Consider the following 15,479-nt stretch of genomic DNA (forward strand, 5'->3'; position numbering starts at 1 on the left):
TTCCTCGTCGACGTCAGCGTGACACTGCTCGTGCTGTCCGCACTGGTGATCGCCTGCGCGGTGCTGGCCTCCAGACCGTAGGCCGCGACTATCGCGGGCGAGACTCCCAGGACGTGGCCTAGGTTCGGTGCATGCAGGAACAGCCTCTGGCCATCGAGGTGCGGGGCGCGCGGGTGCACAACCTGCGCGACGTCGACGTCACGGTGCCGTTGCGCAAGCTCGTCGCGATCGCCGGTGTGTCCGGGTCGGGCAAGTCGTCGCTCGCGATGGGCGTGCTCTACGCGGAAGGCTCGCGGCGCTACATCGAGGCGTTGTCGACGTACACGCGGCGCCGGATGTCCCAGGCGCCGCGGGCAGCGGTGGACAGCGTGCGGCACGTCCCGGCCGCGCTCGCGTTGCGGCAACGGCCGGGCGTGCCGGGGGTTCGGAGCACGTTCGGCACCTCGACCGAGCTGCTGAACGTGCTGCGGTTGCTGTTCTCCCGGCTCGCCTCGCACGTGTGCCCCAACGGGCACCGGCAGGAGCCGTCGATCAACGTGGCGGCGGAACTCGGCATGACCTGTCCGGTGTGCGGGGTGGCCTTCTCGCCTCCTGGTGCGGAGGCGCTGGCGTTCAACTCCGACGGCGCGTGCCCGCACTGCTCGGGCACTGGCGTGGTGCGGGAGGTGGACGACGACCGGCTGGTGCCCGATCCGTCGTTGACGATCGCGCAGGGTGCCGTCGCGCCGTGGGGCATGTTCGGGCTGTCGATCATGCCCGAGGTGATCGGTGAGTTCGGGGTGCGCACCGACGTGCCGTACGCCGACCTGACCGACGCCGAACGCGAGATCGTCATGAACGGCCCGGCCGAGAAGCGGCAGATCCGGGTGCCGTCGAAGGCCGGTCGGCTGTTCGACCTGAACTTCACCTACCGCAACGCGCGGCTCGCCGTGCGGGAGGCGTTGGACAACGCCACCACCGAACGCGGCCTCAACCGCGTCAACCGGTTCATCAGCACCCAGACCTGCCCGACCTGCCACGGCACCCGGCTCTCCCCCGCCGCCCTCACCCCGCAGGTCGACGGCATCAACCTCGCCGAGGCCACTGCCAAGACCCTGGACGACCTGGTCGCCTGGGTTCCGCTCGTGGTGAAATCCCTGCCCGAGGACATGTTCGCGATGGGCCGGAGCATCGCCGCCCAGCTGTTGGGCACCGCGCGGCGGCTGGTCGAACTCGGGCTCGGCTACCTGAGCCTGGACCGGGCGTCCTCGACCCTGTCGACCGGCGAACGGCAACGCGTCCAGCTCGCGCGGGCGGTGCGCAACGAGACGACCGGGGTGCTCTACGTCCTCGACGAACCGTCGATCGGGCTGCATCCGTCCAACGTGGACGGACTGCTCGGCGTGGTGCGGGACCTGTTGCGGGACGGCAACTCCGTGGTACTGGTGGACCACGACGTGCAGGTGCTGCGCGAGGCAGACTGGCTGATCGAGATCGGCCCGGGCTCCGGCGCGGAGGGCGGGCGGGTGCTGACGACCGGCACCGTGGCGTCGCTCGCGGACGACCCCGACTCGTTGCTGGGCGGCTTCCTCGTCGGCCGCGAGTCCGTGGTCGTGCGGGACCGCGCGCTCGACCTGTTCGAACACGGGCGCATCCACCTGGCCACCCGGCCGGTGCACACCGTTCATGCCCTCTCGCTCGACCTCCCGGTGGGGCGGCTGACCGCTGTCACCGGTGTCTCCGGGTCGGGCAAGACCACGCTGGTGCTGGAGAGTCTCGTGCCGGCGGTGCGGGCCAAGAACTCCGGCGAACGGCCGCCCGCGTGGGTCGCGGAGGTCGACGCCGGCGCGATCACCAGGGTGAACGTCGTCGACGCGACCCCGATCGGCGTCAACGTCCGCTCGACCGTCGCCACCTACAGCGGTGTGCTCGACGACCTCCGGCGTGCCTACGCGGCGGTGGCGGACGGGCTGACCGCGAGCGACTTCTCCTACAACACCGGGTCGTTGCGCTGCCCGCGCTGCGAGGGCACCGGGGAGATCTCGCTCGACGTGCAGTTCCTGCCGGACGTCGACATCGCCTGCCCGGACTGCGGCGGCACCCGCTACTCCCCCGCCGCATGCGCGTACGTCCGCGACGGGATCACGTTGCCGGGGCTGCTCGCGCTGACCGTGCGGCAGGCCGTCGACCACGTGCGGGGCCTGCGGAAGGTGCGCACCCGGCTCCAGTCGTTGATCGACCTCGGCCTGGGTTACCTGACCCTGGGCGAGGCGACGACCGCGTTGTCCGGCGGGGAGGCACAACGGCTGAAGCTCGCCTCCGAGCTCGACCGCGACCAGTCGGACGCGCTGTTCGTGCTGGACGAACCCAGCGTCGGCCTGCACCCGCTCGACGTCCGCACGCTGCTGGCGGTGATCGGGAGGCTGACGGACCGGGGCGCGACGGTGGTGGTCATCGAGCACGACCTCGACCTGATCGCCAACGCCGACTACGTGGTGGACATGGGGCCGGGTGGTGGGGCGGCGGGCGGCACGATCGTCGCGGCGGGCACGCCGTCGTCGGTGGTGTCCGAGCCGCGCAGCCTCACCGGCCAGTACCTGGGCAAGCACCTCCAGCCGTAACGGACACCTGTCCGTTATCGTGGGCACATGCCTGCTCGCCCTGACACCGGCCCCGACTTCATCGAGGCACTGGCCCGCGGCCTTGACGTGATCCGCGCCTTCGGGCCGTTGCGCCCGGTGATGACGCTGAGCGAGGTCGCCGCCGCCACCGACCTGGCCCGGCCGACCACCCGCCGCATCCTGCTCACCCTGGTCGAACTCGGGTACGCACGGCAGAGCGAGGCCGGCTTCGCACTCACCCCGAGGGTGCTCGAACTCGGTGTCGCGTACGTGCGCTCGATGGGCCTCTGGGACGTGGCCCGCCCGCACATGGAACGGCTGTGCGCGCGCACGAACGAGTCGGTGTCGATCGCCCAGCTCGACGGCTCGGACATCGTCTACGTCGCCCGCGTGGCCGTGCCGAAGATCGTCACGCTGTCCGTGCAGATCGGCACGCGCTTCCCCGCCCTGCCCACATCCCTCGGAAAAGTACAGCTGGCGGCACTGCCGCCGGACGAGCTGGAGGCCGTTCTCGCGCAGCCGACCCGGTCCGGGCTCGCCTCGCGCTGGAACCCCGAACCGGCCGAGCGCGACGCCGAACTGCGGGACGTGCGGGCGCGCGGGTGGGCGTTGACCGACGAGCAGCTGGCGCTGGGCATCCGGTCGATCGCGGCGCCGCTGCGGGACGGGACGGGCGCGGTGATCGCCGGGATCAACGTCAACTGCCACGCGTCGGAGACCTCGGTCGAGCAGATGGTCGATCATCACCTGCCGCTGCTGTTGCAGGTCGCGGGCGAGATCAGCGCGGACTTCGCCCGGCTGGGCACGGTGCCGCACGAGGTCGTCGCGTCCTGAGGGCTTGACCAGGCGCCGGAGAAGGTTGAGGATTCAACGGACACCTGTCCGCCAGACGGTCAAGGAGTTCCCTCATGAGTTCCATCGTCCTGAGAAACGGCACTGTCCTGACCATGGCGGGCCCGCCGCTGCCCGACCACGACGTCCTCGTCGTCGACGACCGGATCGCGGCGATCGGTCCGGCGCTCGAGGTGCCTGAGGGGACCGTCGAGGTCGACGCCACCAATGGCATCGTCATGCCGGGCATGATCGACACGCACCGGCACATGTGGCAGACGGCGATGCGCGGGTACGGCGCCGACTGGACGCTGACGCAGTACTTCGTCTGGTACTACCTGGAGTGGGGCAAGGTCTTCCGGCCGCAGGACATCCACGCCGGCAACCTCCTGGGTGCCGCCGAGGCGTTGGACGCCGGGGTCACCACGACCGTCGACTGGTCGCACGGCCTGCAGACCCCCGACCACGCAGATGCGGCCGTGGACGCGTTGCAGGCGGTGCCGGGCCGGTTCGTGCTGGCGTACGGGAACATCCAGGACAGCCCGGCCTCGTGGACGGCCAAGCCCGAGTTCCGCGACTTCGTGTCCCGGCGCATGACCGGCGGCGACATGCTGGGTTTCCAGCTCGCGTTCGACGTCACCGGCGACCCGTCGTTCCCGGAGAAGCCCGCCTTCGAGGTGGCGCGCGAACTCGGCGTGCCCGTCACGACGCACGCGGGCGTGTGGGGCGCTACGAACGACGACGGCATCAGGTTGATGCACGACAACGGGTTCATGACGCCGGAGTCGATCTACGTGCACGCGGCGACGCTGACCGCCGACTCCTACCACCGCATCGCGGCGACCGGCGGGTCGATCTCCGTGTCGACCGAGAGCGAGCAGAGCGCGGGCCAGGGCTACCCGCCCACCTGGGCGATCCGCGAGCACGGCATCCCGGTGTCGCTGTCGATGGACACCTCGGTCTGGTGGAGCGGCGACCTGTTCTCGGCGATGCGCACGACGCTGGGTGCCGACCGGTCCCGTGAGCACATGGCCGCGCACGCCAACAACGACACCGTCACGCACTCGGCGTTGCGCGCCGAGCAGGTGGTGCAGTGGGCGACGCTGGGTGGCGCGAAGGCGTTGGGACGGACGGACCTGGGCAGCCTCGAAGTCGGCAAGAAGGCCGACGTCGTGTTGCTGCGCAACGAGAACTCCCCCGCGATGTTCCCGATCCTCAACCCGTACGGCCACGTGGCGTTCCAGGCGCAACGGTCCGATGTGGACACCGTGATCGTCAACGGGAAGATCGTGAAGCGTGATCACAAGCTCGTCGGCGTCGACCTCGGCGCCATCCGCTCGCAGGTGTCGCAGACCGTCGACCACCTGCGCGCGCAGCTCGGCGAGGAGGCGTGGCAGAAGGGCATGAACCCCGACATCCCGGAGTCGAAGGTGCTGGACAACCCGTACACCTACACCGAGTACCGCGGCGACACCAGGACGTCCGTCTGATGGGTGCGCTCGACGGACTGCTCGTCGCCGACTTCTCCCGCGTGCTGGCGGGCCCGTACGCGACCATGCTGCTGGCCGACATGGGCGCCTCGGTGATCAAGGTGGAGGGCCCGGCCGGGGACGAGACCCGCACGTGGACGCCACCCGTGCGGGAGGACGTCTCGACCTACTACCTCGGCATCAACCGGGGCAAGCGGTCGATCGCCCTCGACCTGCGCTCGGAAGAAGACGCCGCACTGGGCCGCGAACTGGCCCGGCGCGCGGACGTGGTGATCGAGAACTTCAAACCCGGCGGCCTGGCCAAGTACGGCCTCGACCACGCCTCGGTCAGCGCCGCGAACCCGCGGGTCGTCTACGCGTCGATCACCGGTTTCGGCTCGGGGGCGGGCAGTCACGTGCCCGGCTACGACCTGATGGTGCAGGCGATCTCGGGTCTGATGAGCCTGACCGGCGACCCGGACGGCCCGCCGTACCGCGCGGGCATCTCGGTGTTCGACGTGATGGCGGGCAACCACGCGGTGATCGGCATCCTCGCGGCGTTGCGGCACCGGGACGCGACCGGCACCGGCCAGCTCGTCGAGGTCAACCTGCTGTCGTCGGCGTTGACGGGCCTGGTGAACCACAGTTCGGCGTTCGTGGCCGGTGGGGTCGTGCCGTTCCGGATGGGCAACGCGCACCCCAGCGTGTTCCCGTACGAGCCGCTGCCGACCGCCGACAACGACCTGATCGTCGCCGCCGCCAACGACGGCCAGTTCCGGCGGTTGTGCGAGGTCCTGGAGTTGCCGGAGATCCCGGACGACCCGAGGTTCGCCCGCAACGCCGACCGCACCCGCAACCGCGAGGAGTTGCGGCCACTGCTGGAGGAACGGCTGCGCACCCGCGGCGCGGTGGAGTGGTTCGACCTGCTGGTGGCGGCCGGGGTGCCGTGCGGGCCGATCAACACGATCGACGGCGGGTTCGCGATGGCCGAGCGGTTCGGGCTCGACCCCGTCGTCGTGGTCGGGGACGTCCCGACGACGCGGCACCCGATCCGGTTCTCGCAGACGCCGGCGGAGTACGAACTGCCACCGCCCGCCCTGGACGAGCACGGCGAAGAGCTGCGCGCATGGCTGAAAGAGGAGCAGTGACGGTCTACGAAACGGCGCTCGGCGCGTCGACCACCGACACGATCACGTTGCTGGGCAAGGATCTCGCCCGGGACGTGATGGGCAACGTCGGCTTCGGCGAGCTGGCGTTCTGGCTCGCCACCCAGCGCAGGCCGAGCGCCGGCGAGACGAGGCTGTTCGAGGCGGTGCTGGCGGCGCTGGCCGACCACGGGTTCACGCCGACCGCGATCGTCAGCCGCCTCACGCTGCTGTCCGCGCCCGACTCGGTGCAGGGCGCGCTCGCGGCCGGACTGCTCGGTGGCGGGTCGAGGTTCCTCGGCGTCACCGAGGACGCCGGGCGGTTCCTGAACTCGGTCGTCAGCGGCACCGACTCCACCGACTGGGACGCGCTGGCGTTGGAAACCCTGCAAACGCAAGGGAAAGCCCGCATCCCCGGGCTCGGCCACCACGTGCACAAGAACGGCGACCCGCGCACCGCCCGCCTCTACGAGATCGCCGAGGAAGAGGGCCTGGTCGGGCCGCACCTCTCCTTGTTCGCGGCGATCGGCCGGGTGCATCCGCAGGTGCTCGGAAAGACGTTGCCGCTCAACGGCGCCGGCACGTGCGGGGCGGTGCTCGCCGACCTCGGGCTGCCGCTGGAGTTGTTGCGGGGATTCGCGTTGCTGGCCCGCACGGCCGGGTTGATCGGGCAGCTCGCCGAGGAGCTGCGCAACCCCGTCGCCAACCAGATCTTCCTGTCAGTCGACACGAACACCAGGTCAGTCGCGCCTGTCGAGGAGTGAGCAATGCAGCTCGTCACCGAGGACAACATCACCGCGCTCGCGCAGCAGCGCTGGGCGACCGCGAAGGAACCGCGCACCGCCGAGCTGATGACCGCGCTGGTGCGGCACCTGCACGACTTCGCCCGCGAGGTGCGGCTCACCGAGGCCGAGTGGATGGCCGCGATTCAGTGGCTGACCGCCACCGGGCAGATCAGCGACGAGAAGCGCGAGGAGTTCATCCTCGCCTCGGACGTGCTCGGGCTGAGCATGCTGGTCGTGCAGATGAACCACCAGTTCGACGCCGCCGCGACCCCGGCGACGGTGCTCGGGCCGTTCCACATCGACGGCTCCCCCGAGCTCGGCTTCGGCGGGGACATGTCCGACGACGTCGACGGAACTCCGCTCTACGTCACGGGAACCGTGAAGTCGCTGGACGGGACGCCGGTGGCCGGGGCGGTGCTGGACGTCTGGCAGGCCGACGCCGAGGGTGCGTACGAGGCGCAGCTCGAGGTCGACGAGGCGCGGTTGCGGGCGAAGTACCGGGCGCGCGAGGACGGGGCGTACTGCGTGCGGACGATCACGCCGAAGGGCTACGCGATCCCGATGGACGGGCCGGTCGGCGCGTTGATCGAACAGACCGAGATCAGCTACTTCCGCCCGGCGCACGTGCACTTCCTGCTGACGGCCGACGGGTTCGAGCCGTTGATCACGCACCTGTTCGAGGAGGGTGCCGAGTACCTCGACAGCGACGTGGTGTTCGGGACGAAGCAGGAGCTGGTGGTGCGGTTCGTGCCGCAGGAGCCGGGGCCGACACCGGGCGGCGGGTCGTCGGAGGTGCCCTGGGTGTTGGCGGAGTACGACTTCGTGTTGCAGCCGTGCGCGCCGCGGTAGTCGTTCGTCCCGGTCAGCCGCCGTCGCTCGCTGACCGGGGCGAGCCTTCCGCCGGGCCTGGGCAGGTCGTGGTGGACGTGCTCGCCGCGCCGATCACGCCGCTCGATCTGTTGTGCGCCAGTGGGACGTCGTACTTCGGGGTGCCTTCGACACCCTATGTGCCTGGCGTGCAGGGGATCGGGACGGTCGACGGGCGTGCGGTGTGGTTCCCGACGAGCGCCGGGATGGCTCCCGGCGACGGCAGCATGGCTCCGCAGGCGGTGGCACGGCAGGAAGATCTGGTGTTCCTGCCGGAGGTCGACCCCGTGCTGGTCGCGGCGCTCGGGTTGTCCGCGGTGGCCGCGTACATGACGTTGCAGGTCGGCGGGCTGGTCGCGGGCGAGTCGGTGGTGGTGCTCGGCTGTGGTGCGGTCGGGCAGTCCGCGATCCAGCTCGCCCGGTTGCTCGGTGCCGGGAGGGTGATCGCGGCGGCGCGGTCTGCGGCCGGGCGGGACTGTGCGGTGCGTGCTGGGGCTGACGTGGTGGTGCCGCTGGAGGACATCGGTGCCGCCGCTGCGGGTGCCGATCTGCTGATCGACCCGTTGTTCGGGGAGCCCGCCGCCGAGGCCGCCCGGGCGTTGCGTCCGGGCGGCCGGTGGGTGAACCTCGGCGGGTCGGCGGGCGAGACGAGTTCGATCACGTCGTCCACGTTGCGCAGCAAGTCGCTGCGGCTCTTGGGGTACACCAACAACGAGCTGACCGCGCAGCAACGGGCCGAGGCCATCTCGGTGATCGCGCGGTACGCGGCCGAAGGTGTGCTGACCGTCGATCACGAGGTGGTGCCGCTCGCCGAGGTCTCCGAGGCGTGGCACCGCACGGGTCAAGGCCGGGTCGTGCTCACGCCGTAGTCGTGCGGGGGTGATCATGGCGTGCCACCATGGACCGGGTGGATCGCCGCAGGTTCCTGAAGATCGCCGGGCTGGCCGGGGCGGGTGCCGTGCTCGCGGCGTGCTCCTCCCCCACCACCCCGGTTCCGCCACCGTCCACTTCGTCCGTTTCGAGTGGACCGCCCGACTGGGCCGCGTTGCGCTCGCGGATGTCCGGTCAGCTCGTGCTGGCGGGCGAGGACGGGTTCGCCTACCAGGGCTTCAACCCCGTGTGGGACGCCCAGAAGCCGGCCGCGATCGCCAAGGTGACCTCGGCCGCCGACGTGCAGGCGTGCGTGTCGGCTGTGCGGGGCCGGGTCGCGATCGCCGCGCGCAGCGGTGGCCACAGCTATGCCGGGTACTCGTCACCATCGGGTGGTCTCCAGGTTGACGTGCGCGGGCTGGCGGAAGTCGAGATGCTGCCGGGTGACCAGGTCCGCGTCGGCTCTGGTGCCGCTTTGAGCGCCGTGTCGAGTGCGTTGGTCGCGTCGGGCCGTTGTCTGCCTACGGGCACGTGCCCGTCCGTCGGCGTCGCGGGCCTCACGCTCGGCGGTGGCATCGGCGTGCTGTCCCGCAAGTACGGCCTGACGTGCGACCACCTGGTGTCGGCGAAGGTTGTCACGGCCGACGGACAACTTCTCGCGGTCTCCGCCTCCGAGGAACCCGACCTGTTCTGGGCGTTGCGCGGCGGCGGTGGCGGCAACTTCGGGATCGTGACGGAGTTCGTGTTCTCGACCCTGCCCGCGCCGGACGTCACCGTGTTCTCGCTCGCCTACCCGGCCGGCGCCGCCGCGGACGCCCTGGGCGCGTGGCAGACGTGGCTCGCCCAGGCACCGCCGGAACTCTGGTCGAACGTCGTTGTCCGCGGCGGAGGACAACCGTCCGCCCGCATCGGCGGCTGCTTCGTCGGCGGCGTCGGCGCGCTGGCCTCGTTGCTGAACGGTCTGCCCGCGCCCGAGTCGCGGTTCATCCAGCCGCAGACCTACGCCGAGGCCGTGCAGTACTTCGCGGGCGGCCCGATCTCCCGCGAGTCGGCCGTCGCGTCGTCCCGCGTGGCCCGAGAGCCGGTCGACGCCTCGCGCGCGGTCGAGCTGCTGGCGGGCCAGTCCGACGAGACGTACCTGATCTTCGACGGCCTGCGCGGCGCGGTGGCCGACGTGGCACCCGACGCCACGGCGTTCCCGCACCGCACGGCCCTCGCGAACGTGCAGATCTACCTCAAGACCCCGCCGGAGTCCGCCGACGAGGCCCGCACGAAGCTCGCCGGCATCCGCGACGGCCTGGGTGCGCTGACGGGCGACACCGGCTACGTCAACTACATCGACCCGCAGATGCCGCGCTGGGCCGAGGCGTACTACGGCGGCAACCTCGCCCGCCTGCACTCCGTCGCCTCGCGGTACGACCCGGATCGCGTGTTCGCCTTCGCGCAGTCGGTGACACCGGGCCAGTGAGGTGACCGGCCCGGTGTTGACCGCGTCCACTGGTCGGACCGTGCGGCCGTCAAGTTCCTGATCTCACCCGACCGAGGGAACTGATCACCCGCGCGCACCGACTAGATGCTCGTGGAAACGACAGGTCTGCCGGTGCGGCTGGCGGGGGTGAGCTGTGCGCACGGCGGCAGAACCGTGGTGCGCGACGTCTCGCTCGACGTCCCCGCCGGCCAACGCGTGGCGCTGACCGGCACGAACGGCTCCGGCAAGACGACCCTGCTGCGCGCGGTGCTCGGCCTGCACTCGGCTGCGCGCGGCGTGATCGAGGTCGGGGAGCACCAGGCCCGCACGTCCGCTGACTGGACTCGCCGTCGTCGGGAGATCGCGTGGATTCCGCAACGGCAGGCCGCCGGACGGTTTCCGTTGCTGGTGGACGAACTGCTGGCCAGCGGTGGCGCGCCGGAGCGTGCTCGGGTCGCGGCTGCTGAGCTCGGGGTTGGCGAGTTGGGGCGGCAGCCGGTGCACACGTTGTCCGGTGGGCAGTTGCAGCGGGCCTATCTGGCTCGGGCGCTCGGATGCGTCGAGGCCGGGGCCGGGTTGTTGCTGGCCGATGAGCCCACGGCGGCGCTGGACTTCGAGGGGCAGGCGGCGGTGGCCGAGTTGCTCGCGGGGTTGCCGGTGACGGTCGTGGTCGTGACGCACGACCGGGCCGTGGTGGAGCGCTGCGAACGCGTCTTCGAGATGGCCGCGGGTGCGCTGCGGGAGATCACGTGATCGAGCTCCTCGAACTCGCGGCCGTCCAGCGCGCCGCCTTCGCACTCCTGCTCGGCGCGGTCGCGTTGCCCATCATCGGCGTCGTGATCATCGGCCTCGACATCATGCCGGTCCGCTTCGCCATGATGCACATAGCGTTGCTGGGCATCGCGATCGGCCTGCTCACCGGCCTCGACCCGTTGCTGTGCGCGGTGGTCGCCTGTGGACTGTCCGGCGCCGGACTCACCCCGCTCGCCCGCAGCCCGTCCGGCCTGTCCGGCGCGATGGGCCTGCTGATGAGCCTCGCCATCGCGGCCGCCCTGCTGGTCCTGTCGATCTCCGGCGTCAACGCCTCGGCGGCGTTCGAGCTGTTGTGGGGTTCGATCCTCGCCACCAAGACCGGTGACGTGGTGCTGCTCGGCGCGCTCGCGGTGATCGTTCCGGCGTTGTTCGTCTGGCGCCGCAAGCAACTCGCGTTGCTGCTGCACGACCGCGAGTTGGCGGCGTGCAGTGGCGTGCCGGTCAACCGCCTCACGCTCGTCCTGCTGGTGCTGGTGGCCGTCGCGATCGCCGGCGCGATCCGGCTGACGGGCGCGTTGCTGGTGGACGCGCTCACGTTGCTGCCCGCGCTGGCGGCCCGGCGGCTCGCGCAGTCGTTGACCGGCATGGCGTTGTGGGCGGTCGGGATCGGTGTCGTCGTCAACCTGGCCGGGTTCGCCCTGGCCCTGCTGCTGGACCAGCCGCCTGGTCCGGTCCTCGTGCTTCTGGCGGGCGCCGTCGCGCTCGCCGCTCATTTCCTTCCCGAACGGAGAACCCTCGCATGGCAGTCCGCCTCCTCGTCCCACTGACCGCCGCGCTGCTGCTGGCCGGATGCGGATCGGCCGCGGCACCCCAGCAGCAGCAACAGACCGGACCCAAGGTCGTGGCGACGACCAGTTGGGAGGCCGGCTTCGCGAAGGCGGCCGGTGCCACGAACGTCACGGTGATCGTGCCCAAGTCCGTGCTGCACGCGCCGGACTACGACCCGAAGCCGTCCGACCTCAAGGCCGTGGCGGACGCGGACTACGTGCTGTACGCGCCGTTCGAGTCGTTCGCGCCGAAGATCACCGACGCGGCCGGGTCCAACGCGAAGAAGGTCGAGGTCGCGCTCGACAACTCGCGCGACAAGGTCAAGGCCGAGGTGACGCGGCTCGCCGAGTTGTTCGGCACGCAGGACGCGGCACGGAAGTGGATCAGTGACTTCGACGCCGAGTACGCGAAGCTCTCCGGTGAGGTCAAGGCGAAGTGGCCCGGCGGCAAGCAGCCGAAGGTCGTCGCGCAGATGTTCGTCGGGTACGCGGCCGACCTCGCCGGTGCCGAACTGCTCGGCGTGTACGGGCCGGAACCGGTGACGCCGTCGCAGCTCGCGGAACTCAAGGGCAAGGCGCCGCAGTTCGTCTTCGAGAACTCGCACATGAGCACCGGCACCGTGCTGCCCGACGGCGGCGCCAAGCAGGTCGACCTCGTCAACTACCCGGAAGAGGACAACGACCTGCTCGGCGTCTACCGCGCCAACGCGAAGAAGATCAGCGAGGCGCTCGCCTAGCCAGGTGGCGCAGCGCGTCGCGGTCGACCTTGCCCGCGGGGGTGAGGGGGAACTCGGGCAGCACCAGCAGGTGCTCCGGGTGCTTGTAGCGGGCCAGCCCGCTCAGGAACTCCCCCAGCCCCGCGACGGTCACCGGCTCCGACACCACGAGGCAGGCGCACAGCCGTTCGCCCATCAGCTCGTCCGGCACCCCGACGCACGCGACGTCGCGGACCGACGGGTGCGCGGCCAGCGCCTGCTCCACCTCGGCCGGACTGATGTTCGCGCCGCCCCGGATCACGATGTCCTTGCGCCGCCCGACGACCGACAGGTACCCGTCCGCGTCGAACACCCCCAGGTCACCCGTGCGGACCCAGCCGTCCTCGGTGCGGTAGCGGGCGTTGAGGTCGTCGTCCACGTACCGCAACGGACTCATCGGCCCGCGCGCGATGATCTCCCCGACCGAGCCTGTGGGCAGCGGCTGCAGGTCGTCGTCCACCACCAGGATCTCGGCCACGGCGGGGTTCGGCCGTCCGGCACCGGAGTTCGGCGGGTCGTCCAGCGCGGTGTGGCAGTTGACGCCGTCCGCCGAACCGTAGACGTTGACGACGATCGCGTCGAAGACCTCCCGGCACGCCTGCGCCGTCGCCTCGTCCAGCTGCGCACCACCGGGCGCGATCACGCGGATCGACGAGTAGTCCCCGGGCTGCGACAACAACATCTTGAACATCGTCGGCACCCCGAACAGGTGCGTCGGCCGCGCCCGTTCGATGAGCTCCACAGTGGACTCCGGGCTGAACCTGCTCTGCAGGACGAGAGTGCCGCCGTGCCGCGCCAGCGTGACCGTCGTGCCGTTGCTGCCGAACGACGACGCCAAGGGCACCAGGAACAACGCCCTTAGTTCTTCCCCTGGTGGGATAAGCCTGCCGACGAAGGCCCCGCGCCCGCCGAGCAAGGCGTTGTGCGAGTACAACACCATCTTCGGCTCGGCCTCCGACCCCGACGACACGAGCACACGCGCCGGACCGTTGGGATCCGGCCGGTGCGGCTCGACCACCCCGGCCGGAGCGAGCAACTCCGCCGTCGACCAGGCTTCTTCCAGGTCGTCGGCGATCAACCCGGCCGCGCCGCTGCGGCTGACCAGCGACCGCGCCTCTTGCTCACCCCGCCCCACCGGGAACGGCAACACGACGCCCCCGACCGCAGCGACGGCAAGATCGGCGGCGACCGCGTACCGGCCGTTCGGCAACTGCACGGCCACGACATCGCCGGGCCGCACCCCTCTGGCGGCGAGGTTCGCGGCCATGCGCAGGGCGAGTTCGTTGAGCTGCACGTACGTCAGCTCACCATCGTCGTCGATCACGGCTGTTCGCAACGGATCTAAGAACACCCGCACGGCGAACAGGTCGTAGATGTCGCGATCCGGGTAGTGGCCCTGCTCGGCCCACTCGTGGCGCAGCGCGGCGGGCACGAGGTCGTGGACGGCGGTGGTCGTCATCGGAACCTCCAAGGTGTCAGGACTTCGGGACAACGGTCGGAGTCGAGCCCGACCACACCGGCGAACCGGGGGTCGGCGGGAATCGAGGCGAGGTCGTCGGTGACCGGCACGCCCTCGTGCGTCCAGCCACCGTCGCCCAGCAGCGGCCTGCGGAACCCCGGCGCCGGACGGCCGTTCGCGTTGAGCTGCAGCAGTTCGGCGGCCGCCAGCAACGACGACTCGGCCCGGATCGCCCGCCCGGTGCGCTCGCGCTGGAGCAGGGCCGCGACGGTGGTGTAGGCGCCGAGCAGACCACCGAGCACGTCGAGCAGGGTCACGAGGGACGGCGCGGGTGGTTCGTCCGACGGGCGCAGGAGGGCGCCGAGGCCGGTGCGGGCCTGGGCCATGAAGTCGGTGCCCATCGGGGCGTCTGCGAGCCTGTTCGCCCAGCCCGAGGTGTGCACGAACACCAGGGCCGGGTTGACTCCGGCCAGGTCCTGGGCGCCCAGGCCGAGGCGTTCGGCGGTGCCGGGGGCCCAGTTGTGCAGGAAGACGTCGGCGGTGCGGACCAGGTCTCTTAGGCGGTCGCGGTCGGCCGGGTTCTTGATGTCGATCTCGACGGCGGACTTGCCCCGGTTGAGGGCCAGCCAGCGGGCCGAGGTGTCGCCGCACATGGGTGGCATGCCGCGCAACGGGTCGCCGCCTGGGGGTTCGACGCGGATCACGGTGGCGCCGAGGAGGTGCAGGAGGTGGGCGGCCAGTGGGGCTTGGACTCGGCGTCCCGCCTCGAGCACGACCACGCCGGACAGAGGAAGCACGCCGGTTTCACGAACACGACTGCCGACGAAGTCCAAAGTGGTCAGTTCAAAGGCTGGCCCACCCGTCACGTTCGGCGCGTGCAGCCGGCAGATGCTCATCCCGGTCGCCCCCGCCAACTCCTCCAACTCCCCGAACGGGCGCGCCCCCATCGCCTCCTGCAACTCCCGAGGCAGCGGCGCGGTCGCCGTCGGATAGCGGAACTGGAACGGCCGCCACCCCGCCCCGATCACCTTCCCCGGCACCCCGAGCCCGGCCCAGAACCCCTGCCACACCGACGGATCGAGCGCCTCGATCTCGAACAACACCCCGTCCGCGCTCAGGAACGGCGGCCCGCCCGGTTCCAGCGCCGTCGCCTCCGCCTCCGGTGCCCCGGCCGCCGCCAGGTACTGCGAGACCGTCAGCAAAGCAGCCTCGGCCACGCTGGTCGTGACGCTCGACGCACCCCCGAACAGGGCCGCGAGCAGTCCGGTGCCGCCGACCACCCCGGCCGCCGTGGAGCAGTAGTCGAGGCCGAGGCCGCGCGGCGAACCCTGGCTGCGGCCGTGCACGTGCATCAGCCCGCACACGGCCTGGGCACTTACTTCGTCGCGGACGTCCGGCACCGATCCCCAGCCGACGGTGAGCGAGGCGCCCGCGTCGACGTGGGCGGGTTCACCGGCGGCGTCCGGGAACCGGGAGACGGTCGCGCCCGACTGGTGCAGAAGCGCGCCGAGCACGTCGGCCGCGGCGGTGTCGCCGTGGACGGTGATTTCGGTGGCGGACAACGGCGGATCGCTCGTCGTCCGGTCGAGGTGCAGGGTCACGCAGGCCTCCTCCTGGCGGCGACGGTCGGTCGTCCACCAGTCGGGCGGA

Annotated in this window: 13 protein-coding genes; 11 read left to right on the forward strand and 2 right to left on the reverse strand. The window is 71.1% G+C overall.

Features of this window, described 5'->3' with window-relative positions; translation table 11 throughout:
• Positions 1-131 precede the first annotated feature (131 nt).
• The 11 genes from JNUCC0626_RS12255 to JNUCC0626_RS12305 all read left to right on the forward strand — a co-directional run bounded on the left by JNUCC0626_RS12255 (position 132) and on the right by JNUCC0626_RS12305 (position 12,352).
• Positions 132-2,600, forward strand: coding sequence for an excinuclease ABC subunit UvrA (locus tag JNUCC0626_RS12255; RefSeq protein WP_394619835.1), 2,469 nt, complete (start codon positions 132-134; stop codon positions 2,598-2,600).
• A gap of 27 nt (positions 2,601-2,627) precedes the next feature.
• The gene (locus JNUCC0626_RS12260) at positions 2,628-3,434 is read left to right on the forward strand and encodes an IclR family transcriptional regulator domain-containing protein (protein WP_394619836.1); all 807 of its coding nucleotides are present in this window, start codon (positions 2,628-2,630) and stop codon (positions 3,432-3,434) included.
• Positions 3,435-3,508: 74 nt separating this feature from the next.
• Positions 3,509-4,921 carry an amidohydrolase family protein gene (locus JNUCC0626_RS12265; RefSeq protein WP_394619837.1) on the forward strand — a complete coding sequence of 471 codons (1,413 nt, stop codon included), beginning with the start codon at positions 3,509-3,511 and terminating at the stop codon, positions 4,919-4,921.
• Entirely contained in the window at positions 4,921-6,048 is a 1,128-nt protein-coding gene (locus JNUCC0626_RS12270) for a CaiB/BaiF CoA transferase family protein (RefSeq protein WP_394619838.1), read from the forward strand. Before JNUCC0626_RS12265 ends, JNUCC0626_RS12270 begins: the two co-directional genes overlap by 1 nt.
• Entirely contained in the window at positions 6,045-6,809 is a 765-nt protein-coding gene (locus JNUCC0626_RS12275; protein WP_394619839.1) for a citryl-CoA lyase, read from the forward strand. Before JNUCC0626_RS12270 ends, JNUCC0626_RS12275 begins: the two co-directional genes overlap by 4 nt.
• Positions 6,810-6,812: 3 nt before the next feature.
• Positions 6,813-7,679 carry a dioxygenase gene (locus JNUCC0626_RS12280; RefSeq protein WP_394619840.1) on the forward strand — a complete coding sequence of 289 codons (867 nt, stop codon included), beginning with the start codon at positions 6,813-6,815 and terminating at the stop codon, positions 7,677-7,679.
• On the forward strand, positions 7,664-8,566 hold the full coding sequence (locus JNUCC0626_RS12285; protein WP_394619841.1) for a quinone oxidoreductase family protein: 903 nt from the start codon (positions 7,664-7,666) through the stop codon (positions 8,564-8,566). The genes JNUCC0626_RS12280 and JNUCC0626_RS12285 overlap by 16 nt, the downstream gene beginning before the upstream one ends.
• A gap of 29 nt (positions 8,567-8,595) precedes the next feature.
• Entirely contained in the window at positions 8,596-10,035 is a 1,440-nt protein-coding gene (locus JNUCC0626_RS12290) for an FAD-binding oxidoreductase (RefSeq protein WP_394619842.1), read from the forward strand.
• 111 nt (positions 10,036-10,146) lie between these two features.
• The gene (locus JNUCC0626_RS12295; RefSeq protein WP_394619843.1) at positions 10,147-10,788 is read left to right on the forward strand and encodes a metal ABC transporter ATP-binding protein; all 642 of its coding nucleotides are present in this window, start codon (positions 10,147-10,149) and stop codon (positions 10,786-10,788) included.
• The gene (locus JNUCC0626_RS12300) at positions 10,785-11,615 is read left to right on the forward strand and encodes a metal ABC transporter permease (RefSeq protein WP_394619844.1); all 831 of its coding nucleotides are present in this window, start codon (positions 10,785-10,787) and stop codon (positions 11,613-11,615) included. The genes JNUCC0626_RS12295 and JNUCC0626_RS12300 overlap by 4 nt, the downstream gene beginning before the upstream one ends.
• Positions 11,588-12,352, forward strand: a complete 765-nt coding sequence (locus JNUCC0626_RS12305) for a metal ABC transporter solute-binding protein, Zn/Mn family (protein WP_394619845.1) — start codon at positions 11,588-11,590, stop codon at positions 12,350-12,352. The genes JNUCC0626_RS12300 and JNUCC0626_RS12305 overlap by 28 nt, the downstream gene beginning before the upstream one ends.
• Here the strand turns inward: JNUCC0626_RS12305 and JNUCC0626_RS12310 are convergent.
• On the reverse strand, positions 12,333-13,829 hold the full coding sequence (locus tag JNUCC0626_RS12310; RefSeq protein ID WP_394619846.1) for a class I adenylate-forming enzyme family protein: 1,497 nt from the start codon (positions 13,827-13,829) through the stop codon (positions 12,333-12,335). The genes JNUCC0626_RS12305 and JNUCC0626_RS12310 overlap by 20 nt on opposite strands.
• On the reverse strand, positions 13,826-15,430 hold the full coding sequence (locus JNUCC0626_RS12315) for a CoA transferase (RefSeq protein WP_394619847.1): 1,605 nt from the start codon (positions 15,428-15,430) through the stop codon (positions 13,826-13,828). Before JNUCC0626_RS12315 ends, JNUCC0626_RS12310 begins: the two co-directional genes overlap by 4 nt.
• Positions 15,431-15,479 lie beyond the last annotated feature (49 nt).

It is taken from the genome of Lentzea sp. JNUCC 0626, from assembly GCF_043632865.1.
Classification (GTDB): Bacteria; Actinomycetota; Actinomycetes; order Mycobacteriales; family Pseudonocardiaceae; genus Lentzea.

Coding starts and splice junctions, on each gene's coding strand:
- JNUCC0626_RS12255 (WP_394619835.1), top strand. CDS start 132: ATGCAGGAACAGCCTCTGGCCATCGAGGTGCGGGGCGCGCGGGTGCAC.
- JNUCC0626_RS12260 (WP_394619836.1), top strand. CDS start 2,628: ATGCCTGCTCGCCCTGACACCGGCCCCGACTTCATCGAGGCACTGGCC.
- JNUCC0626_RS12265 (WP_394619837.1), top strand. CDS start 3,509: ATGAGTTCCATCGTCCTGAGAAACGGCACTGTCCTGACCATGGCGGGC.
- JNUCC0626_RS12270 (WP_394619838.1), top strand. CDS start 4,921: ATGGGTGCGCTCGACGGACTGCTCGTCGCCGACTTCTCCCGCGTGCTG.
- JNUCC0626_RS12280 (WP_394619840.1), top strand. CDS start 6,813: ATGCAGCTCGTCACCGAGGACAACATCACCGCGCTCGCGCAGCAGCGC.
- JNUCC0626_RS12290 (WP_394619842.1), top strand. CDS start 8,596: ATGGACCGGGTGGATCGCCGCAGGTTCCTGAAGATCGCCGGGCTGGCC.
- JNUCC0626_RS12305 (WP_394619845.1), top strand. CDS start 11,588: ATGGCAGTCCGCCTCCTCGTCCCACTGACCGCCGCGCTGCTGCTGGCC.
- JNUCC0626_RS12310 (WP_394619846.1), bottom strand. CDS start 13,829: ATGACGACCACCGCCGTCCACGACCTCGTGCCCGCCGCGCTGCGCCAC.